The 20935-nt window shown below is 69.6% G+C and carries 21 protein-coding genes; 14 read left to right on the top strand and 7 right to left on the bottom strand.

Annotated elements, in window-relative coordinates; all coding sequences use genetic code 11:
• Nucleotides 1-20 precede the first annotated feature (20 nt).
• Entirely contained in the window at nucleotides 21-1931 is a 1911-nt protein-coding gene (locus RAH40_RS01530) for a serine/threonine-protein kinase (RefSeq protein ID WP_306600286.1), read from the bottom strand.
• Between the two features lie 147 nt (nucleotides 1932-2078).
• On the opposite strand from RAH40_RS01530, the gene RAH40_RS01525 reads away from it, so the two are divergent.
• The 5 genes from RAH40_RS01525 (at nucleotide 2079) to RAH40_RS01505 (ending at nucleotide 6068) form a co-directional block, all read left to right on the top strand.
• Nucleotides 2079-3608: a glycosyltransferase family 2 protein gene (locus RAH40_RS01525; RefSeq protein ID WP_306600285.1), complete on the top strand. Its 1530-nt coding sequence runs from the start codon at nucleotides 2079-2081 to the stop codon at nucleotides 3606-3608.
• A 79-nt stretch (nucleotides 3609-3687) separates the two neighbouring features.
• On the top strand, nucleotides 3688-3972 hold the full coding sequence (locus RAH40_RS01520; RefSeq protein ID WP_306600284.1) for an EscU/YscU/HrcU family type III secretion system export apparatus switch protein: 285 nt from the start codon (nucleotides 3688-3690) through the stop codon (nucleotides 3970-3972).
• Nucleotides 3969-4817: a PHP domain-containing protein gene (locus RAH40_RS01515; RefSeq protein ID WP_306600283.1), complete on the top strand. Its 849-nt coding sequence runs from the start codon at nucleotides 3969-3971 to the stop codon at nucleotides 4815-4817. The genes RAH40_RS01520 and RAH40_RS01515 overlap by 4 nt, the downstream gene beginning before the upstream one ends.
• Before the next feature lie 19 nt (nucleotides 4818-4836).
• Complete coding sequence (locus tag RAH40_RS01510; RefSeq protein WP_306600282.1) at nucleotides 4837-5235, top strand: response regulator; 399 nt, start codon at nucleotides 4837-4839, stop codon at nucleotides 5233-5235.
• A complete protein-coding gene (locus tag RAH40_RS01505; RefSeq protein ID WP_306600281.1) occupies nucleotides 5232-6068 on the top strand; it encodes a tRNA pseudouridine(38-40) synthase TruA in 837 nt (278 codons plus the stop codon). The genes RAH40_RS01510 and RAH40_RS01505 overlap by 4 nt, the downstream gene beginning before the upstream one ends.
• 177 nt (nucleotides 6069-6245) lie before the next feature.
• Here RAH40_RS01505 and RAH40_RS01500 read toward each other — a convergent pair whose 3' ends face one another.
• Entirely contained in the window at nucleotides 6246-7559 is a 1314-nt protein-coding gene (locus RAH40_RS01500; protein ID WP_306600280.1) for a hypothetical protein, read from the bottom strand.
• A 199-nt stretch (nucleotides 7560-7758) separates the two neighbouring features.
• Between RAH40_RS01500 and sdaAB the strand changes: the two genes are divergently transcribed.
• The 4 genes from sdaAB to RAH40_RS01480 are packed head-to-tail and all read left to right on the top strand — an operon-like array spanning nucleotide 7759 to nucleotide 11375.
• Nucleotides 7759-8427, top strand: coding sequence for an L-serine ammonia-lyase, iron-sulfur-dependent subunit beta (sdaAB, locus tag RAH40_RS01495; protein WP_306600279.1), 669 nt, complete (start codon nucleotides 7759-7761; stop codon nucleotides 8425-8427).
• Nucleotides 8428-9315: an L-serine ammonia-lyase, iron-sulfur-dependent, subunit alpha gene (gene sdaAA / locus RAH40_RS01490; RefSeq protein ID WP_306600278.1), complete on the top strand. Its 888-nt coding sequence runs from the start codon at nucleotides 8428-8430 to the stop codon at nucleotides 9313-9315. It begins immediately after the preceding gene.
• Nucleotides 9316-9339: 24 nt separating this feature from the next.
• Nucleotides 9340-9984: a GNAT family N-acetyltransferase gene (locus RAH40_RS01485; RefSeq protein WP_306600277.1), complete on the top strand. Its 645-nt coding sequence runs from the start codon at nucleotides 9340-9342 to the stop codon at nucleotides 9982-9984.
• A 23-nt stretch (nucleotides 9985-10007) separates the two neighbouring features.
• Nucleotides 10008-11375, top strand: a complete 1368-nt coding sequence (locus RAH40_RS01480) for an MATE family efflux transporter (RefSeq protein WP_306600276.1) — start codon at nucleotides 10008-10010, stop codon at nucleotides 11373-11375.
• Between the two features lie 42 nt (nucleotides 11376-11417).
• Here RAH40_RS01480 and RAH40_RS01475 read toward each other — a convergent pair whose 3' ends face one another.
• A complete protein-coding gene (locus RAH40_RS01475) occupies nucleotides 11418-13343 on the bottom strand; it encodes a transglycosylase domain-containing protein (RefSeq protein ID WP_306600275.1) in 1926 nt (641 codons plus the stop codon).
• A gap of 107 nt (nucleotides 13344-13450) precedes the next feature.
• Here RAH40_RS01475 and RAH40_RS01470 point away from each other — a divergent pair, with 107 nt between their 5' ends.
• Nucleotides 13451-14389: an L-lactate dehydrogenase gene (locus tag RAH40_RS01470; RefSeq protein ID WP_306600274.1), complete on the top strand. Its 939-nt coding sequence runs from the start codon at nucleotides 13451-13453 to the stop codon at nucleotides 14387-14389.
• Here the strand turns inward: RAH40_RS01470 and RAH40_RS01465 are convergent, their stop codons facing one another.
• From RAH40_RS01465 to RAH40_RS01450, 4 genes are read right to left on the bottom strand one after another with little or no spacing between them, the layout of a single operon-like run.
• The gene (locus RAH40_RS01465; protein ID WP_306600273.1) at nucleotides 14390-14992 is read right to left on the bottom strand and encodes a hypothetical protein; all 603 of its coding nucleotides are present in this window, start codon (nucleotides 14990-14992) and stop codon (nucleotides 14390-14392) included. It abuts the gene before it with no gap.
• Between the two features lie 45 nt (nucleotides 14993-15037).
• Nucleotides 15038-16339 carry a hypothetical protein gene (locus RAH40_RS01460; protein ID WP_306600272.1) on the bottom strand — a complete coding sequence of 434 codons (1302 nt, stop codon included), beginning with the start codon at nucleotides 16337-16339 and terminating at the stop codon, nucleotides 15038-15040.
• Nucleotides 16336-16941 carry a hypothetical protein gene (locus RAH40_RS01455; RefSeq protein ID WP_306600271.1) on the bottom strand — a complete coding sequence of 202 codons (606 nt, stop codon included), beginning with the start codon at nucleotides 16939-16941 and terminating at the stop codon, nucleotides 16336-16338. Before RAH40_RS01455 ends, RAH40_RS01460 begins: the two co-directional genes overlap by 4 nt.
• Nucleotides 16941-17264 (bottom strand): hypothetical protein, encoded by a 324-nt coding sequence (locus RAH40_RS01450; RefSeq protein WP_306600270.1) that lies wholly within the window; start codon nucleotides 17262-17264, stop codon nucleotides 16941-16943. Before RAH40_RS01450 ends, RAH40_RS01455 begins: the two co-directional genes overlap by 1 nt.
• A gap of 61 nt (nucleotides 17265-17325) precedes the next feature.
• Between RAH40_RS01450 and map the strand changes: the two genes are divergently transcribed.
• The 4 genes from map (at nucleotide 17326) to RAH40_RS01430 (ending at nucleotide 20900) form a co-directional block, all read left to right on the top strand.
• Nucleotides 17326-18120 carry a type I methionyl aminopeptidase gene (gene map, locus RAH40_RS01445; RefSeq protein ID WP_306600269.1) on the top strand — a complete coding sequence of 265 codons (795 nt, stop codon included), beginning with the start codon at nucleotides 17326-17328 and terminating at the stop codon, nucleotides 18118-18120.
• Nucleotides 18121-18221: 101 nt separating this feature from the next.
• Nucleotides 18222-18944, top strand: a complete 723-nt coding sequence (locus tag RAH40_RS01440; RefSeq protein ID WP_306600268.1) for a 4-(cytidine 5'-diphospho)-2-C-methyl-D-erythritol kinase — start codon at nucleotides 18222-18224, stop codon at nucleotides 18942-18944.
• Nucleotides 18945-18954: 10 nt separating this feature from the next.
• Nucleotides 18955-19869 carry an ABC transporter ATP-binding protein gene (locus RAH40_RS01435; RefSeq protein WP_306600267.1) on the top strand — a complete coding sequence of 305 codons (915 nt, stop codon included), beginning with the start codon at nucleotides 18955-18957 and terminating at the stop codon, nucleotides 19867-19869.
• 2 nt (nucleotides 19870-19871) lie between these two features.
• Nucleotides 19872-20900 (top strand): ABC transporter permease, encoded by a 1029-nt coding sequence (locus tag RAH40_RS01430; protein WP_306600266.1) that lies wholly within the window; start codon nucleotides 19872-19874, stop codon nucleotides 20898-20900.
• Nucleotides 20901-20935 lie beyond the last annotated feature (35 nt).

Raw genomic sequence — 20935 nt, 5'->3', positions numbered from 1 at the left:
GCATCCAAAGACGCTATCACTCAGAAGCGCATATTCAACTTGAAATCTCCGGCGAGGTCCACGGGCTGGGCGGCACCCGCGCGCCCGTGCACGTTCACGGCGTGGCGGCCCTTGACCATCTGGATGGGCGTGTTGCCGTCGCTCTCCACCTGGGTGGCGATCCCGTCCACCACCACCGTCCCGGAATTGGGGAAGGTGTTGACGGTGAGGCTGCAGAGGCCCGGCAGCGGCACCGCCGCCGCCTGGCCCGGGGCCACGGTCACCGTCAGGGTCTCCCGCAGGAAGACCCTGGGATTGGCCACCTCGAGCCGGTGGCTGCCGGGGGGGGCGCTCAGCGTGCCGCCCTCCCGCACTTCGCCGGCGTCCCTGCCGTCCAGCTTCACGCGGACGGAATAGGGCGCGGTGAACTTCAGGGTGCCGGGGGCGTGGACGTCCACGGCCCTGGGTTCGGCGCCCGCCCGGGTCTGGGAGGCGGTGACGAGGGTGAACACCTGGGTCCCGGGGGTCTCCCCCTCGTTGAACCGGGTGGCCACCAGCAGGTCTCCCCGGGTGCAGGTCAGGTCGTGCTTCACGGACTGGTCCCAGTCCTTGACCTCCAGGGGGGTGACGCCGTCGAGCTTGACGGAATCCAGCACCACCGTGGCCCCGTCGGGGAAGGTGCGGATGGTCTCCAGGGACTTCACGGCCTCCAGCGTCAGCCTGGGGGGCGCGGACCCGCCCTGGAAGCGGAAGTCCAGGGGCTTGAAGCCCTTCTTCTCGAACCGGAGCACCTCCCCGGCCTTCAGGGCCAGGGGCAGCGGGGTGGTGCCCACCTCCTGGCCGCCCTTGAGGGCCCGGGCCCCGGGGGGCACGGTGTCCAGCAGCACCGGGGCGGACCCGCCGCGGAAGAGGAGGACCCCGCCGGCGCCGGCGGCGATCACCAGCGCCGCCACGGTGCCGTACAGCGCGCCCCGGCCTCCCCCGCCCCGCGCGGGGCCGGACATGGACCGGATCTCCGGGGCGGGTTCCTCCACGTGGTGGCCGTGATGGGTGCCCCCCACGTGCTCGGACCTCAGGTTGCCCAGGAGCTGCATGCGATCCGTGCGGCCCAGGTCCTTGGCGCCGTCCAGGAGGTCCTTCACGAAGGCCGAGCACGTGGGGTGGCGGTCCGCGGGGTCCTTGGCGAGGGCCTTGGCGAAGATCCGCTGCCAGGCGTCGGGCAGGAGCCCCTCCACGGGGGGCTTGATCTCGACGGGGGGCTCGTTGACGATCCGGTACAGGATGGTGTTGATGGAAGTACCTGGGAAGGGGAGGCTTCCACTGAGAAGTTCAAAGGTGAGCACGGCAAGGCTGAACAGGTCGGAGGCGGCCAGGGCGATGCCCTCGCGGATCTGCTCCGGGCTGGCGTAGCTGGGCGTGCCCAGGAAGGTGCCGGTCTGGGTGAGGGAGGCGTCCTCGCGCTTGGCGATGCCGAAATCCATCAGCTTGGGCCTGCGGTCCTGCGTGATCATGACGTTGCCGGGCTTGACGTCCCGGTGGACGATCCCCTTGTCGTGGGCGTGGTCCAGCGCGGTGGCGATGCCGGCGGCTATGACCAGCTTCTCCTTGAGGGTGAGGTTGCCGCCCTCCTTGATCAGGTCGTCCAGGGGCCTGCCCGGGACGAACTCCATGGCCAGGTAGGGACCGATCTCGCTGTCGCCCACGTCGTAGATGGTGACGATGCCCGGGTCGTTCAGGACGCCGGAGACCTCGGCCTCGCGCTGGAACCGCGCCAGGAACTCCTTGCGCTCCTGCTCGCTGTTGATGGCGTTGAGCCGGACCACCTTCACCGCCAGCTTGCGCTTGATGCGGGGATCCTCGGCGAGATAGACGGACCCCATGGCTCCGGCCCCGAGGAGCCCCTTTATCTCGTATCGACCGATGTTCTTGGGGAAATTCCCGGCTTCTTCCATGCGGATATGCCCAGCCTTCTCGTTTAATGTTGCATGGTTGTGACGAAAAAAGGGTGAAAAACATGTGGAAAAACGAAGGATTCCTGACAAGCTTGGAGGATATAGTAACGCTCGCCTGAAGGGCAAGCACGCTTGGAGAGCAGAACGATGGACGTCCTCAAGACGGTGGTGCTCGTCACCTACTTCACGATCCTCAGCATCCTGAGCATCTATGGTGCTCATCGGCTCTGGATGCTCCTTCTGTACTTCCGGCACAAGAGCAATCCCCCGCAGCCCAAGGGCGGCCGGGACTTCGAGCCCATGGTCACCGTGCAGCTGGCCATTTTCAATGAAATCAATGTGGTAGAGCGCCTCATGGACCATGTCGTGAGAATGGACTGGCCCAAGGAGAAGCTCGAGATCCAGATGCTGGACGACTCCACGGACGACACCGTCAAGGTGGCCCAGGCCGTGTGCGAGAAGTACCGCAACCTCGGCTGGGACATCTCCTACATCCACCGCACCGACCGCACCGGGTACAAGGCCGGCGCCCTGGACAACGGCCTCAAGACCGCCAAGGGCGAGTTCGTGGCCATGTTCGACGCCGACTTCCTGCCCACCGTGGACTTCCTCCGCCAGGGCGTGCCCCACTTCGCCGACGACAACATCGCCTTCGTGCAGGGCTGCTGGGACCACCTGAACCGCGACTTCTCGCTGCTCACCCAGGTCCAGGCCATCCTGCTCGACGGGCATTTCGTCTTCGAGCACACCGCCCGCCACCGTTCCAAGGCCTTCTTCAACTTCTCCGGCACCGCCGGCATGTGGCGCGTGAGCGCCATCGCCGATGCCGGGGGCTGGGAGCACGACACCATCACCGAGGACGCCGACCTGTCCTACCGGGCCCAGCTCAAGGGCTGGCGCGGCGTCTACCTCAAGGACATGGTCGTCCCCGCCGAGCTGCCCGTGGAAGTGAACGCCTTCAAGAGCCAGCAGCACCGCTGGGCCAAGGGCAACGCCCAGGTCATCCGCAAGCTCATGAAGACCATCCTGTTCAGCAAGGAGAGCCTGCACACCAAGGCCGAGTGCTGGTTCCACCTCACCGCCAACTGCAACTACATGCTCATGGTCATCCTGGCCGTGATCATGGTGCCCAGCATGTATTTCCGCGCCGGCACGCCCCCCCTGACCCTGCTGCTCACCGACGGCCCCTTCTTCCTCCTCAACGCCGTGAGCGTGGGCCTCTACTTCGGCCTGTCCCAGCGGGAGGTCTACAACAACAGGAACTGGACCAGCCGCCTCAAATACGTCCCCGGCCTCATGAGCCTGGGCATCGGGCTCTGCCTCAACCAGTCCAAGGCCGTCCTGGAAGGCTTCTTCACCGACGACATCGAATTCAAGCGCACGCCCAAGCTCGGCGTGGACGAGAAGGGCAACGGCGCCACCGCCTCCACCGCCAGGGCCTACAAGGTGCCCAAGAGCCTCGTCACGTTCCTGGAGCTGGCCTTCGCCTTCTACTACTTCGGCGCTGTCGTCGTGGCCGTCTACATCCGGAAGTGGGCCTCGGTGCCCTTCCTCTGGCTCTTCTTCAGCGGGTTCGCCTACATCAGCTTCATGTCCCTGGCCGACGTCAAGATCTTCCGCCGGCTGGCCATGGAGGAACTCGAGGACGACGAGACGGAATCCAGCCTCATCCAGTAGGCCGCAAGATTCCACCCGGACCGGAACCTGGGCCTCCCAGGTTCCGGTCCTGTTTAGGGCCGGGATGTTAGGCTGGAACATGGCACGAACCCCGCCCCGCTCCAGCGCCGTCGCCCTGCGCTACGCCCCCGAGGCCCCCTTCAAGGACCTGGCCCCGCGCCTGGTGGCCAAGGGCGAGGGTCTCCTGGCCGACCGCATCGTGGCCCTGGCCCGGCAGCACGGCATCCCCGTGGAGCGGGACCCGGACCTGCTGGCCGCCCTCGAGCCCCTGCAGATGGACCAGGTCGTCCCCCCGGAGCTCTTCCAGGCGGTGGCCATCATGCTGGCCGCCATCTACCGCGCCAACGCAGGAGCCGCTCCGTGATCGACCTCCACAGCCATTCCATCTTCTCGGACGGCACGGACACCCCCGAGGTCCTGGCGGCCCTCGCGGACTGCGCGGGCCTGAAGGCCCTGGCGCTCACCGACCACGACACCCTGGAGGGCCTGGGGCGGTTCCTGGCCTGCCAGGACCGCACCGACGCCGAGCTGGTGCCGGGCATCGAGCTGAGCTGCCGGTACCTGGGGCGCGTGCTGCACGTGCTGGGCCTGTTCGTCGACCCCGGCAATGACCGGTTCCGGGCGCGCATCGAGGACATGCGGGAGCGGCGGGTGGACCGCAACCGGCGCATGGTGGCGCGGCTCCAGGACATGGGCGTGGCCATCACCTGGGAGGAGGTGGCGGCCCTGGCCCCCACCGACGCGATCTCCCGCACCCACTTCGCCCGGGCCCTGGTCAAGCATGGCGCCGCGGGCAGCCCCCAGGACGCCTTCCGCCGCTTCATCGGCGATGACGGCCCGGCCTTCGTGCCCCTGCGGGAGCTCACCCCGGAGGACGCCGCCACCTGGATCCGCCAGGCCGGAGGGGTGTCCGTGGTGGCCCACCCCGGCCGGTTCAGCCACCGGAGCTTCCGCTGGGAGGCGGCCATGGCGGAGCTGAAGGCCCAGGGCATCCAGGGCCTCGAGGCCCACTATCCCGACTACGGCCCCGCGGAGCACCAGTACTTCCTCGAGCTGGCGCGGCTCCTGGAAATGGTGCCCAGCGGCGGCAGCGACTACCACGGCGGCCACAAGCCGGGGCAGTACCTGGGCGTGGGCACCGGCTCCCTGAACGTGCCCGACGGCGTCCTGGATCTCCTCAAGGGACTCCGCCCCGCGGAAACGGTATAAACTGGCCCCTGAGGTTCCAATGAGCAAGAAGATCCTGATCGTCGAGGACGACCCCATCAACGTGAAGTTCATGAAGGTCGTGCTGGTCCGCAAGGGCGGCTTCGACGTGGTGGTCTCCGAGGACGTGGACGAGATCCTGGCCATCGTCGCCGCCGGGGACGTGTCGGCCGTCATCATGGACATCAGCCTCTCCCGCTCCATCCACCTGGGCCAGAAGGTCGACGGCATCTACATCACCCGCCTGCTGAAGGCCGACCCGGCCACCAAGGGGGTCCCCGTCATCCTGGCCACCGCCCACGCCATGACCGGCGACCGGGAGCGGTTCCTGGCGGAGACGGGCGCCGAGCACTACCTCTCCAAGCCCCTCCACGACCCCGACCACTTTCTGCGGGAAGTGAACAAGGTCTTCCCGGCATGAGGCCGCCCAAGGGCCTGGCGCCGAGGACGGGCGGCTACCGGCTGCTGGTGGAATACGACGGCTCCCGCTTCCAGGGCTGGCAGAAGCAGGGCCCCAAGCAGACCGCGCAGGGCGTGCGCACCGTGGCCGGAACCCTGGAGCGCGTGCTGCAGGAGGCCGGGCTCACCGTATCCAGCCTGGGCGGCTCGGGCCGCACCGACGCGGGCGTGCACGCCCTGGGGCAGGTGGCGCACCTGCACCTTTCGGGGACGAACCCCAAGTTCTGGGAACTCCAGCGCATCCTGGACGAGGGCCTGCCCGGGGACGTGGCCGTGCGCGCCGTGAACCCCTGCCCCGCCGGATTCCATGCCCGCCACGAAGCCACCGCCCGCACCTACCTGTACCAACTCAGCCTGCGCCGCACCGCCTTCGCCAAGCCCTACGTCTGGTGGGTGAAGGCCCCCCTGGACCCCCAGAGGCTCCAGGAGGCCTGGCTGGCCTTCCAGGGCAACCAGGACATGAGCGCCTTCGCCGACCTGGTGAAGGGCGAGGATCCCCGCTGCCAGATCCACGCGATGGACTTCGCCCAGGACGGCGCCCTGGTGCTGCTGCGGGTGACCGCGGGCCATTTCCTGCACAAGCAGGTGCGGCGCATGGTGGGGGCCTCGGTCCTCTGCGCCCTGGGCAAGGAGCGGGTGGAGCGCATCGTCCGCGACCTGGCGGCCCCGACCCCCGAGGCGAACCTGTTCTGGGGCGCCGCCGCGGCGCCTTCCGCCGGGCTCTTCCTGGAACACGTGCACTATCCCGGCGGCGCGGAACTGCCGCCGCTGCGGGCCGAGACGCGGGTGCTCTAGAGGCAGTTTGATTTTCAAGGGGATCCTCCTGGCGTCCGGGCCCCTTCCGGTCCCGTCACGACAGGATCTGTGGTTCGGAAGCGAAGGAGGTTCCCCCTCCCTGACCGGACGCCTCCGCCTCGACCCGGGCCGGGCGAGGCAGGGGGTGGCACGTGTCCGCGTTCGTCCGCCCCTTCCCTATTCGGGCGGCAGCGCGATCCCTTCCGCCACGTCCTCCGGGTCGGAGTTCGGGTAGGCGGCGGCCAGGATCGCCGCATAGCGGGGCGAGGCCAGGAAACCGGGGCGCCAGGTCTCCAGGAAGGCCGGCACCTCGGCCCTGCCGGTCGCGGGCGCGGCCAGGTAGCGGACCACGAATTCGCCCAGGGCCTGATGCATCCAGTGGTAGATCAACAGCTGAAACTCACCGGTGAGCTTGTCGCGCTTCATGGCGGCGGCGAGGGCCTCGTCCTTCCGGCCCTTGTCCATCCGGACCATGGCCGTGGCGAGCTTCTCCGTGACGATCTTCTGGCGCAGGTAGGCCGTTCCCAGGAAGACGAAGGCCCGGTTGCGCATGAGGGCCACCTGGGCGCTTTCGACGGCGTCCTTCCAGGCGATGAATTCCCGGAAGTCCCCTCCCGGTTTCGGGGGGGTCACCACCTTCACGCCGCCGGGCGTGCAGAGGCTCGCCACCCAGCCCTCCACCACCTTGTCGAAGTAGGGCCGCGCAAGGGCCGGACACTGGTCGTAGTTGACGCCGGGGTCGTATCCGGTGAAGGCCCGGAGATTGTAGACGAAGAGGGTATTGAAGAAGTAGTCCGCAAGCATTTCCGTGGGCATGAGGTTGCCCTTCAGGTGGAGGGCCCCGAAGGCCTCATGGCTGCTCGTGTGGTAGACCAGGTCCTTGCGGATCCGGGGAACCCGGTAGAAGTGGAAGGGGTTGGACACCCCGGCCTGCACGTCCTTTTCCGCGAGGGGCGCGAGGTCCCCGGCGGTCCCGGACGGGGCCTTCTCCTCCTTGGCCTCTTCCGCCAGGGGGCCCCCATCCAGGATGGAGATGGCATGCGGGGCCATGATCACCAGGTCGGCCCGGGGGGACCGGCTGAAGTCCTCCCGGAAGCCCCCGCTGAACCGGGCGAGCCGGGGAAGGCGGGCCACCTCCAGGTTAAAGATGACGCGCTCCCTGGATTTGGCGCCGTGCTCGAGGCTGAACGTCCCGCTCACGTCCCCGTGGCCGATCCGGGCGGAATCCACGTAGAGCCGCATCACCGAATGGGGCAGGAGCCGGATCTCCCCCCTGCCTTCGGCGACCGCGCCCTCGGCATGGTCCTGCGTGACGGCGGCCCCGAAGGGCGCCCCGGGCCCTGTGGGGGTGAACCGGACGATCCATTCGGACCCGGACCGGTTGGCGATCTCCTGGCCCAGGGGCTCCCAGGCCGCGTGGGCATACGATCCGGCCGCCAGGGCGAGGCCGGCCACCAGCCCAAGGTGTTGAAGTTTCATGGGGAAATGCATGGCGGGTCTCCTTGGGCCGCGTTCCGGGCGATTCGCGGCCTGGAAAGCGGACCATTAAATATTTATTACCGATGCGCCCGTGTCAAGGACCGTGGGTCCGGGCTGGCCCGGAGGGTCGCAACCCATTGCGATGCAGTCGCAGCGCCCATTCCCGGCGACGTACGGTACATTCGTAGGTTCACGCCTGGAGACCGGAACCTTGGGCATCTTCGACATCATCGGCCCCGTCATGGTGGGTCCCAGCAGTTCCCACACGGCAGGCGCCGTGCGCATCGGGGCCTTCGCCCGCAAGCTCCTGGGGGAGGAGCCGGCCTCGGCCGTCCTCGGGCTCCACGGCTCCTTCGCCGCCACCGGGGAGGGCCACGGCACGCCCCTGGCGCTGCTCGCGGGCCTCCTGGGCATGGATCCCGACGACGAGGGGATTCCCGCCGCCCGGGAGATCGCCCTGGAGCGGGGCCTGGACTTCAGGTTCGAGGACGTGGACCTGGGCGACGTGCACCCCAACTCGGTGCGCCTCCAGCTGGCCTCGGGCGGCACGGAACTGACCGTGTCGGCCAGCTCCGTGGGGGGCGGGCGCATCCGCGTGTTCGACATCGACGGGTTCCAGGTCGACCTGGACGGGGTGTACCCCACCGTCCTCCTGGCCTACCCGGACCGGGCCGGCGCCGTGGCGATGGTCACCACGATCCTCTCCAATGCCGGCATGAACATCGCGACCCTCAAGGCCCACCGGACCTCCCGCGGGGGCCAGGCGCTCATGGCGGTGGAACTGGACCACACCCCCACCGCCGGCGTCCTCAACGCGCTGCGGCACCTTCCCCACATGGACCAGGTGCGGTTCGTCCCCCGCCTTGGGTTCGGAGGCTGAATGACCCACGCCCAAGGCACCCTGGCATCCTACCGGGCCGAGGCCGAGGAACGGGGCGTCGCGCTGTCCCGGGTCTTCCTGGACGGGGAGGCCCGCCAGAGCGGGAAGCGCCCCGAGGTCCTGGAGGCCCTCATGCTGGACCGCATGAACGTCATGCGCCAGGCCGTGGCCCGGGGCCTGGCGAAGCCCCAGCATTCCCGGAGCGGACTCATCCGCGGCGATGCGGCCCGCATGGACCGGTGGATCGAGGGCGGGGGGTCCCTTCTGGGCCCGGCCTTCTCCCGCCTCGTGGCGGCCGCCCTCTCCGTGGCCGAGGTGAACGCCTGCATGGGCCGGATCGTGGCCTCCCCCACGGCGGGGGCCTGCGGCGTGCTCCCGGCGGCGCTGTTCCGGGTGGCGGAGGAGAAGGGCTGCGGGGACGAGGCGCTGGTCAGGGCCTTCTTCACGGCCGGCGGGATCGGCCTGGTCATCGAGAAGCTGGCCTCCCTGAGCGGGGCCGAGGGGGGCTGCCAGGCCGAGGTGGGCTCGGCCTCGGCCATGGCCGCCGGCGCCCTGGTGGAGCTGATGGGGGGCACCCCGGTCCAGGTGGACCACGCGGTGGCCTTCGCCCTGGCCAACGTCATGGGCCTCATCTGCGACCCCGTGAAGGGCCTGGTGGAGGTGCCCTGCGTCAAGCGCAACGCCATGGGGGCGGTGAACGCCGCCGCCTGCGCGGAGATGGCCCTGGCCGGCATGGAGAGCGTGTTCGCCGCCGACGCCGTCATCGAGACCATGGGCAAGGTGGGACGCCGGATTCCCGAGGAATACCGGGAAACCGCCCGGGGGGGTCTGGCGGTGCTGCCGCTTTCCGGATGCGAATCTTGTGGACAAGGGAACTTCTGCTCTTAATATGACATATTCAATTCATACATCATGGGAGAAGCCGGATATGGGCAACGAACAGCTAAGCATCGGCTGGGGGGCCTGACCGTGGGCCCCGAGTCCTTTCCCCAGAACGTCGCCCTGCGGGACGGCGCGGTCGTAGAAGTCCAACCCTTGAAACCAGGTGATATGGACGATCTCCACATCTTCTACCGGGGCCTCCCGGCCGAGGACCGCCTGGTGCTCAAGGATGACGTCACCACCCTGGAGTGGTCCCGGCGCTTCCGCCACCGCCTGGAGACCGGGGAGGTGATCTCCCTCGTCGCCCGGAGCGGCGCGGCCATCGTCGGCGAGGGGACCCTCTACCGCACCTTCCACGGCTGGACCCGCCACGTGGGGGAGATCCGCATCGCCTGCCACGCCGACTACCGGCGCAAGGGGCTGGGCACCACCCTGGTCTCCACCCTGGTCAAGCTCGCCACCGACCTGGGCATCGAGAAGATCATCGTGCAGGTGGTCGCGGACCAGCTGGGCGCCCGCAGGACCTTCGAGAAGCTGGGCTTCCACAAGGACGCGGTCCTGCCCCACCACGTCATGGACCTCGGCGGCGCCAAGCACGACCTGATCCTGATGGCCAACGACATCCCGCTCATCTGGGCTGCAATGGAGAGCATGAACCTGGAGATGCCGGTCTAGGACCGGACCCAGGGACCTCGCCATTGACGACCACCCCTGAACCTGGCCTGGAGCCCGCCCAGGCCCACGTCGATCTCGGCCAGGGCCCCGTCCTCGCCCTGCTGGTGCGGTACGCCGTCCCGGCCATCGTCGCCACCGCGGCGGCCTCGCTGTACAACATCATCGACCGCGTCTTCATCGGCCACGGCGTGGGCCCCATGGCCATCTCCGGCCTGGCCCTCACGTTCCCCCTCATGAACCTGGCGGCGGCCTTCGGCGCCATGGTGGGCGTGGGCGCGGCGGCGCTGGTGTCCATCCGCCTGGGCGAAGGACGCCGCCTCGAAGCGGACGCCGTCCTGGGCAACGCCATCTTCCTGAACCTGCTGCTTGGACTCTGCTTCACCGTGCTCGGCCTGGTCTTCCTGGACCGCGTCCTGGCCACCATGGGCGCCAGCCCGGAGACCCTGCCCTTCGCCCGGCAATTCATGCGGATCATCCTCCTGGGCAACGTGTTCCAGCACCTCTACCTGGGGCTGAACGGCATCATGCGGGCCTCCGGGCACCCCCGCCGGGCCATGGCCACCACGCTGCTGACCGTGGGCGTGAACCTGGTCCTGGCGCCCCTGTTCATCTTCGGATTCGGCTGGGGGATCCGGGGCGCCGCCCTGGCCACGGTGGCCGCGCAGATCGCCGGCACAGGGGTCTCCTTCAGCCACTTCACCTCCGGCCCGAGCCCCCTGCGCTTCGCCCTGGCCCGCCTCCGGCCCCGGCCGGCGGTCATCCGCGACATCTTCGCCATCGGCATGTCCAGTTTCGTGATGCTCTTCTGCTCGAGCATCGTCATCCTCCTGGTCAACATCCGGCTGGAGCGCTACGGCGGCGACTACGCCATCGGGGCCTTCGGCATCATCAACGCCATGACGAGCCTCTTCGTCATGATCGTCATCGGCGTGAACATGGGCATGCAGCCCATCGCGGGATTCAATTTCGGAGCCCGCCGCTTCGGTCGGGTGCGCGAGGTTTTCCGTTGGGCCGTGGTCCTGGCCACCGGGGTCACGACCCTGGGCTTCCTGCTGTGCGAGCTCGCGCCCCAGGCCGTGGCCGGCACCTTCACCCGGGATCCCCGCCTGACCGCGATGGCCGTCCGTGGCCTGCGCCTGACCTTCATCGTCTTCCCCTTCGTGGGCTTCCAGATGGTGACCTCCAGCTTCTTCCAGTCCATCGGCCGGGCCCGCATCTCCCTGTTCCTCGCCTTCTCCCGGCAGGTGATCTTCCTGATCCCGTTCCTCATGATCCTCCCGGCGCATTTCGGCCTGGACGGGGTCTGGATCGCCGAGCCGGTGGCGGACCTCATCGCCTTCCTCATCGCCGTGGCGCTCATGCGCACCCAGGGCGTTCGCCTGGAAGCCTGAGAGGCCCAGGAAACCGAAGGATTGTTTACTCTCGCCAAGGATTCAAGGTTGTTCAGGGACCTGGCTCGGGCTTTCCGGAGCAGGCGCATGGAGGGGACAGGGCCGGTCGGGCTCCGTGCCCGGGAGGTAGACCTCGTCCACCTTCTTCGGGCAGGCCTCCGTCGCCAGGTACCCGGTGGCGGGGTCGACGGTGGCGGTGACGATGTCGTCGGGCCTCGGGAAGTCCACGACGGGCCTGGGCTCCAGGGCCCTGGCCATGAACTTCGCCCAGATGGGGGCCGCGACGGCCCCGCCCGTGAACCCGCGGCCCAGGGTCCGCGGCCGGTCGTAGCCCACCCAGACGCCGGTGATCACGCCGGGGGTGTAGCCCACGAACCACGCGTCCTGGTAGTTGTCGGTGGTGCCGGTCTTGCCCGCGGACGGGTGCTCCCGGCTGAAGGCCGCGAGCGACTTGGCGGTGCCGTAGGTCAGCACGTCGCGCAGCATGCTGGTGGTGACGAAGGCGGCCTCGGGGGAGAGCACCGGGGTCAGCGCCGGGGGGAACTCGGTCCAGGCGTCGCGCCTGCGGTCATGGATGCGGGTGATCACGCGGGCCTCGGCCCGGACCCCGGCCGCCGCCAGGGGCGTGTAGGCCTGCACCAGGTCCTTGAGGGTCACCTCGTCCGTGCCCAGGGCCAGGCTCAGCCCGTTCTGGGCCCTGAGGGGCAGCCCCATGCGCCCGGCGAAGTCCACGAAATCGGGGACCCCAACCTGCTCGAGCACCTTCACCGTGACGACGTTGCTGGAGTGGGCCAGGGCCTCGCGCAGGGAGATGTCCCCCAGGCGCTCCCGGCCGTAGTTCAGGGGCTTCCACGTGGCGCCCCCGCCCCGGTCGTAGGCCACGGGCTCGTCGCTCCAGATGCTGGACGCCGTGAGACCCTCCTCCAGGGCCGCGGCGTAGATCAGGGGCTTGATGGCCGACCCGGGCTGGCGCATGGAATTGAAGGCGCGGTTGAGGGAGTTCTGGCCGCCGTCCAGGCCCCCCACGGCCGCGAGCACGTCGCCCGTGGCCGGATCCTGGCACACCAGGGCCCCCTGCAGGTCCGGCGACACGCGCCGGACCCCTGCCTTCAGCGCGTCCTCCGCGGCCTTCTGGAGGTCCAGGTCCAGTGGCGCCGTGATGTCCAGCCCGCCCAGCTCCACCGCGTCCGCCCCGTACAGCCGCACCAGCGCGGCGCGGATCTGGGCCAGGTAGTGGGGGGCCTTGCCGGGCCCCTGCACCGCGCCCCACTGGGAGCGCAGGGCCGCCCTCTGCTGGGCCGAGATCACCTTCAGCTCCTCCATGCGCTTGAGGACCACCTCCCGCCGCATCGCGATGTCCTCGACCTTGCCGAGGGGGTTGTACTTGCCGGGGTTCTTGGGCACGCCGGCGAGGGTGACGCACTCGCCCTCGCTGAGCTCCTCGGGGCTCTTGCCGAAGTAGAGGCGGGAGGCCTGGGCGAGGCCCTGGGCGCCGTTGCCGTAGTAGATCTCGTTGAAGTACATCTCCAGGATCTGGTTCTTGGTGTACTTCGTCTCGAAGTCCATGGCCATGCGGGCCTCCTTGACCTTGCGGTCCAGGGTCGGCTCGGCGGTGAGGAACTTGTTCTTGATGAGCTGCTGGGTGATGGTGGAACCCCCTTCGGCGGCCCTCCCCTTGGCCACGTCCTTCACGAAGGCCCGCGCGATGCTGCGCACGTCGATGCCGCCGTGCTCGTAGAACCGCGCGTCCTCCACCGCCAGCAGCGCCTTCTGCAGGAACCAGGGGATCCGGTCGAGGGTGACCCAGTAGCGCTTCTGGGGCAGGATCCGGCCCACGTAGCGGCCCTGGCTGTCCACGACGCTGATGGGGCCGACGCCCCGGGGGAGCGGGGGGAAGGCGGCGAAGGGCTCCTGGGCGGCCGCCGTGGTCAGGCACGCCGAAAGGGCAAGGAGATGGAAGCATTTCAATTCGGCCATTCCCAAGGGTAGCAGTCCGCCGCGCGGAGGGTGCCGGCGCCGTCGCGCCACGTTTGAAAGCGCGGGGCCCCGCTGCCATGATGGACCTGGGGGTCACCATGAAAATTGCGATCATCGGCGCAGGGAACGTCGGCGCCACCATCGCCTACACCCTGGCCACCCAGGGCATCGCCTCCGATGTGAGCCTCATTGACCTGAACACCGACAAGGCGTACGGCGAGGTTCTCGACATCGCCCACGGGGGCGCCGTCTCCGAGCAGGTGAACCTGCGGGCCGAGGGCTACGAGGGCCTCGCGGACGCGGACCTCATCGTCCACGCGGCGGGCCGGGGCCGCAAGCCCGGGGAATCCCGGCTGGACCTGGCCAAGGGCAACATCCGGATCACCGAGGCCATCATCGGCGGGGTGATGAAGCACTACAACGGCCGGTCCCTGCTGCTGGTCGTGACGAACCCGATGGATATCCTCACGTACGTCTGCTACAAGCGCATGGGCATCGACCGGGCGCGGATCTTCGGGTCGGGGACCGTGCTGGATTCCTCGCGGTTCAAGTTCCTGCTGAGCAGCCACTTCAAGGTCAGTCCCCGGAACCTGCACGCCATGGTCATCGGGGAGCACGGGGACTCGGCCGTGCCGTTCTGGAGCGCGGCCAGCATCGGGCCCCTTCCCCTCTCCGCCTATCCCTCCCCCGAGCACCCGCGGCTTTCGGCGGAGGACCGCGCGCGCATCAGCGCGGACGTGGTGCAGGCCGGGCAGGAGGTCATCAAGCGCAAGGGCGCCACCTTCTACGCCATCTCCATGAGCGTCGCCCGGATCATCCGGGCCGTGGCCGACGACGAGAACCGCCTGCTGTGCGTGTCCTCCTTCATCGAGAACATGCACGGCGTGGAGGACGTCTGCCTCAGCCTGCCGGCCATCGTCGGCCGGGACGGCATCCGGGAGATCCTGCCACTGCCCCTCGACCCGGAGGAGAAGGCCGGGCTTCAGGCGTCCGCGGCGGCGCTCAAGGCCATGCTGCGGGACGTGGGGTACCAGTGATCAGTCCACCCAGTCCACCCCCGCGCGGGGCCGCACGGGCATCCTCGCCAGCGCGGCGGCGTTGTGGGGATCGATGTCCCTGCGGGCCTTGAACCGCACGAGGGTGCCCCGGTTGTTGATGAGATACAGGTAGCGGAAGCTGCCGTCGGGACGCCGGTACCGGGATGCCGTGGCCACGTCCACCCGGGAGGGTCCCTCGCTGCCGCCCAGCCCGGTGGGATGGGTGTGGATGAAGGTGTAGACCCGCACGCTGCCGTTTTCCGCATAGGGCCGCCCGACCCGGTGGCGCATGCTGCCGGCCTCGGTCTTCTCGTACATGGCCTGCCACCACTGGGAGTGGAAAAAGAGCCGCCGGCCGCCCCCCGGAGGCTGGAAGGTGTAGACGTACGAGAAGAACTCGTCCCGGGAAGGATCGATCCGCCGCTGGCGCACGGCGGCGTGGAACTCGGCCACCGCGTGCCCTACGGCCCGGGACACCTTCGGGAAGCCCCGTTTCCCCAGGAGGTAGGGGTCCCGGCCCGCGGCCTCCCAGATGGGGCCCGGATCCGCGGGTTCCGGCTCGAATCCCAGGAGGAGGGCCAGGGCCAGGATGGGCATGGTCATGAAGACTCCGGGCCGGACCTGCCGTCCGGTTCCGGATAATATTAATTAATTATTAATCAAGTCAAGGGCCTTGTCCGCGAGGCGTCCCAGATCCGTGCTTCCCTGGCCGTTCGCCAAGGATTTGGCCAGGGCCGTCAGCATGGCCCACCGCACCCGGCCGGGCAGATGGCCGGCAAGGTCCGCCGCGGCGGCCACGGCCAGCACCTGGTGGCTGTGGTTGAACGCGGGGTCGTTGGTGGAGGCCGCCTCGGCCAGGATGCCCAGCACGGCGCCCTCGTTACCCTGGGCCAGCAGCTCGGCCGCGTGGTACATGGCCTGCTGGGGCTCGGCGTCCAGGATGGCCTCCAGGAGGCCCGAGGCGGGGTCCGGGGCCGGGACGCGGGGCGGGACGGCCCGGGGGCGGTCCTCCTCCTCGTCGGTGGGGAACAGGTTGACGAGGGCCGCGCCCTGCACCCAGGTCTCGGGGGCCAGGGGACCGGCGCCGAGGCTGCGCTTGGCCAGATGGGCGAGGTACACGAAGTTCCAGGAGGTCTTGCCCTCCAGGTCCCGCCGTGCGTCCAGCTGCTTTTCCGAGGCGGCCAGCACCAGGGGGGCCAGGAGGTCCCCGCTGCCGGCCCCGGCCCGCACCCGCAGGGAGAAGGAATCCAGCAGATCCACCAGGCCCGAATCGCAGATCTCCCGGGCGGCGGCGGTGTGGGCGGCCGGTTCGGCCTCCGGCGCCCGGTGGGGCACGGGCGGAACCCCTTCCAGGCGCCGGGCGGCGCGCTGGTTCCAGAAGGTGTCGAACGGCTCGGACGCGCAAAGGAAGGCCGCCAGGGCCAGCAGCACGCGTCCCCCGGCCCGGGGCGACTCCAGGGCCAGGAAGAGCTCCCCCAGGTCCCGGGCCATGACCGCCTTGTGGCCCACGTTGGCCATGTCCCGCTCCACCCGGCTCTCCAGGCGCTGGAAGTCCGCGGGGCCCACCTCCTCGATGCCCATGGCCTCGCCCCAGGCGATGGAGGGCCGGTGGGTGGAAATGGCCATGTCCAGGTTCGCCCAGGAACCCGAGCCCAGGGCCTCCAGGCCCCTGCCCCGGGCCTCCACCGCGAAGGCGTGGAGCTGGGTGGAGAGGATCCGCAGGAAGCTCGCCTCGGCCAGCAGCGGCTTCAGGCGGAAGGCCGCCCCCAGCCCCAGCAGGCCGTGGGGGATGTGGGGGAGGTAGGCCGCCCAGTCCACGAGCGGAGTGAGGTTCTGGACGGCGTCCCGGGTGGCGTTGCGGGGGCCCTGGGCGCCCGCGGCGCGCTGGGCGAAGGCCTCGAAGAAGGCCGTGGTGGGTTTCTCAAGTTCCCGAAGCCAGTCGGCGCTCACTCCATCCCCCAGGCGTCGCATACCGCGCGGCCCCAATGATGATCCCAGGCGCGCTTCCACACCAGGGTCCCCTCCTGCAGTTTCGACTCGGCCAGGCGGGCCATGAGCGCTTCCTTGAGCGGTTCCGCCCGGCCCCCCAGGGCCGCCTCGGCCAGGGCCAGCAGCTCCTTGTGGAGCCTGCGGGCCTGGTCGTAGTGGTCCAGGAACCCGGGGGAATCCGGGGGCGGGGCCGCGGCCTGGAACCGCTTCCAGGCCTCGAAGGCGGCCCGGGCCCGGGGATCCGACCGCAGGGGCTCCTTGACGGCCTCCCAGCCGGTCAGGTCCTCGGCCTCCACCTTGCCCAGGGCGGCCCGCAGCTTGACGGCCCGGGCCACGTCCTTGGCCAGGTGGGACAGGGCCACCCAGGTGCGGGGCTTGGCCCGCCGGGCCCGGCGCTCGAAGTACGCCTCCATGGCCCCCACCACGGCGTCGGCGGCGATGCCCTCCCCATCCCACGCCTGCAGCTGAAGGAAATCCTCCCGGCTCATGAACGCCTGCCGCCCGTGGAGATGAAAGGCCCATTCGGCTTCCATCCAGTCCAGCTCCTCGCGGGTGTACGGCATCAGGGCTTCTTGGGTTCCAGGACGCCGCCGTCCGTGAGGTGCACGGCCCGGCCGTCCCAGCCGGCGAAGTCCTCCTGGTGGAAGGCCGGCCGCGCGGCGCCGCGCCGGATGACGAAGAGGCCCTGGGCCAGCACGGCACCCGTCTGCGGGTCGTGGATCTTCACCTGCCAGCCCTCGTGGTCCGGCACGCCGATGGCCACGAAGGCCCCGCCCTTGTCGTCCCCGGCCCAGAAGGCCTCCGCCGGGACGCCCGCGGGCTTCTTGGGGATGTTCGGTCCGCAGGCCGTGAGGACCAGTGCGCAAACAATGATTGGTATTCTCATATCCAGCTCCCTGTTCCATGGATTCTAGCGCCTTCGGATAGACTGTGGACTGGAGGCGAAGGTGCCCATCCGCGAGCAGATTCGATACAAAAGCAAAAAAGAGATGGAAAAGCTAAGGGAGGCCGGGCGATTGGCGGCCAATGCCCTGCGCGTGGCCGCCCGGGCCGCCAAGCCCGGCGTGTCCCTCCTGGAACTGGACAAGCTGGCCGAGACCTACATCCGCAAGAACGGCGGGGTCCCCAACTTCAAGGGCTACCACGGCTTCCCCGCCACCCTGTGCACGTCCGTGAACGACCGGGTGGTCCACGGGATCCCCACCAGCTACGTCCTGAGGGACGGGGACATCATCGCCATCGACTGCGGCGCCAAGCTGGACGGGTTCCACGGCGACACCTGCCTGTCGGTGGGGGTGGGCGGGATCAGCGAGCAGGCCCGGCTTCTGCTCCAGTCCAACCAGCTGGCCATGTTCAAGGGCATCGAGTTCTGCCGCGCCGGGTACCGCCTGGGCGACATGGCCACCGCCGTACAGACCTTCGGCGAAGGCCTGGGCTACAGCATCGTGCGCGAGTACATCGGCCACGGCATCGGCCGGGACCTGCACGAGGACCCCCAGGTGGTGTACGCCGACGTGCGCCCCGGGACCGGCTTCCGCATGGAGCCCGGCATGACCATCACCATCGAGCCCATCTTCAACATCGGCAGCCACCGGTGCCTCGTCGAGCCCGACGGCTGGACGGTGCGCACCGCCGACGGCAGCCTCTCCGCGCAGTTCGAGCACGCCGTGGCCATCACCAAGGACGGGCCCTGGATCCTCAGCATGCCCGACCCCGAATTCGAACTGGAGGACGGCTTCTGATCATCCCGGCCCCCGCCAAGCTCAACCGCTTCCTGGCCGTCCTGGGGCGGTTCCCGGACGGCTTCCACGAGCTGGAGCTGGTCACCACCGTCCTGGAGGGGGTGGAGGGCCTCACCGACACGCTGGAGGGGGAACCCGCCGGCGCCTTCTCCCTGGAGCTCGAGGGGCCCACGGCCGCGGGCCTCAGGGCCGACGAAGGCAACCTCGTGGTGCGGGCATGGAGGCTGCTTGAGCGGGAGGCGCGCCGGGAGCTCCCCGCGCGGCTCAGGCTCTTCAAGCGCATCCCCGCCGGAGCGGGCCTGGGGGGCGGCTCCAGCGACGCCGCCGCCGCGCTGCGCCTGGGCGACGCCCTTTTCGGCCTGCGCCTTCCCGGCGCCCTCCTGCTGCGCCTGGGCGCGGAACTGGGCAGCGACGTGCCCCTCTTCCTCCTGGGCGGCACCGTGCTGGGCCTGGGGCGCGGGGAGCGGGTCTTTCCCGTGCGGCCCGTGCCCCTGGAGCCCATCCTCATCGCGCACCCCGGCCTCCACGTGGCCACGCCCAGCGTCTACAAGTCCCTGCCCCAGGTGGGCTACCCCTTCCCGCAGGCCTGTCCGAGCCTGGGCGGGGGCGAGGCGCCGCCCTGGCGCAACGACCTCACGGGCGCGGCCATCTATGCCTGCCCCGCACTCAGCGACGTGCGCTCGGCCCTGCTGGACACCGGCGGCGAGCCGCTCCTGTGCGGCTCCGGAAGCTGCTGGGCGGCGCGGTATCCATGCATCCCGGAACGGGACGCCGCCTTGCGCAAACTGGCGGACCAGCCCGGCTGGACCGTGTGGGCCGTGTGAGGAGGCAGGCATGAGCGACATGGCGCTGCGCGTGCGCGGCATCCGGAAGCAGTATCCCAAGGTCCTGGCCGTGGACGGCCTCGACCTGGAGGTGGCCCGGGGCGAGGTCTTCGGCCTCCTGGGGCCCAACGGCGCCGGCAAGACCACCACCCTTGAGATGATCGAGGGCCTCACCCCGGCCGACTCCGGCGACATCGAGATCCTCGGCCTGGACTGGAGGGGCGACGGCCGCGCCATCCGCAGCCGCATCGGCGTGCAGCTCCAGAGCACCAGCCTCTTCAACAAGATCACCCCCAGGGAGGCCCTCGACCTCTACGGCAGCTACTACCCCCGCAGCCGGAGCGCCGCCGATCTCCTGGAGCTGGTGCAGCTCACCGACAAGGCCGACGCCTACCACGTGACCCTCTCGGGCGGCCAGATGCAGCGCCTGGCCCTGGCGCTGGCCCTGGTGAACGACCCGGAGCTGGTCTTCCTGGACGAGCCCACCACCGGCCTCGACCCCCAGGCCCGGCGCTCCCTGTGGGACGTGGTGCGGCGCATCAAGGCCGAGGGCCGCACCGTCATCCTCACCACCCACTACATGGACGAGGCCGAGGCGCTCTGCGACCGGCTGGCCATCATGGACCACGGCCGCGTGCTCACCGCGGGCACCCCCATGGGCCTCATCCAGCAGCTTGAGATCCCCAGCGTGGTCGAGCTCACCTTCCAGGGCGGGGCCCCCGACCCTTCCGCCTTCGCCGCGGCGCTGGGCCAGCCCGTCACCGGCCGCGCCGACCTCTGGGAGATCCCCACCCAGGATCCCAAGGCCCTGCTGCCGTCCCTGCTCGAGGCCGCCGAGGGCGTCCCCTACCAGCAGATCCACGTGCGCAGGGCGACCCTCGAAGACGTCTTCCTGCATCTCACCGGCCGCAGCCTGAGGGACTGACCATGCTGCTCATCCGACAATTCCTCATGGAATGGAAGCTCTACGGCCGCGACCGCGTGGCCCTGTTCTGGACCTTCGCCTTCCCGATCCTCATGCTGGTGGGCTTCGGCACCATCTTCCGCTCCGGTTCGGGGCCCAGCCTGACCCTCGTGGTGGCCGGTCCCGCCTCCCCGGACCTGATGCAGGCCCTGGCGAGGACGCCCGTCAAGCCCCTGCAGCTCACCGCGGCCGAGGCCCAGGCCCGCTGGAAGAAGGGCGACACCGCCGCCCAGCTGGAGGAGGGCCGGCTGCGGGTGAACACCTACCTCGCCGCCCAGGGCCAGATGACGGCCCAGATCGTCCAGCAGGCCAACCTCTCCGTGCAGATCGGCCAGGCCGGCCTCGCCCCCCGGTTCCTCCCGGTCGCCATGGAGAGCCCCGGCAGCGGCCACGCCTCCAACTACGCGGCCTTCCTGCTGCCCGGGCTCCTGGGCATGAACCTTCTGAGCATGGGCCTGTTCAGCGTGGGCATGGTGAACGTGTCGTACCGGGAGAAGGGCAAGTTCCGCAGGCTCGCCGTGACGCCCCTTCCCAAGTGGGTCTTCCTGGCCGGCCAGATCCTGCACCGCCTGACGGTCACGTTCCTGCAGGCCGGGGCCATGCTCCTGGTGGGCCATTTCGGTTTCGGCATCACGAACCAGGGCAGCTACCTCCTGCTGGCCCTGATCATGGCCCTGGGCGCCGCGTGCTTCATGGCCATGGGCTTCGCCCTCTCCGGCTTCGCGAAGACCTCGGAGGGCTACGCCGCCATCTCCAACGTCTTCTTCTTCCCCATGATGTTCCTGTCCGGCGTCTACTTCACTCTCGACAGCGCGCCGCGCTGGATGCAGCAGTCCGTCGTCGCCCTGCCCCTCTCACCCTACCTCAAGGCCCTGCGCGCCGTTTTCAACGACGGCGCCGGCCTCGACGGCCACGGCGCGGGCCTGGCCATCGTGGCGGCCTGGACCGCGGGGTGCTTCCTCGTCGCCGTGAAGAAGTTCAACTGGGCCTGATCCGCCTCGCGAAGGGACTGGGCCTGGCCACAGCG

Source organism: Geothrix sp. 21YS21S-2 (assembly GCF_030846775.1).
In the GTDB taxonomy this organism is placed as follows: Bacteria; Acidobacteriota; Holophagae; order Holophagales; family Holophagaceae; genus Mesoterricola.
Note: the sequence above shows the minus strand (reverse complement) of the source record. Positions and strands in the feature narration are given on the sequence as shown.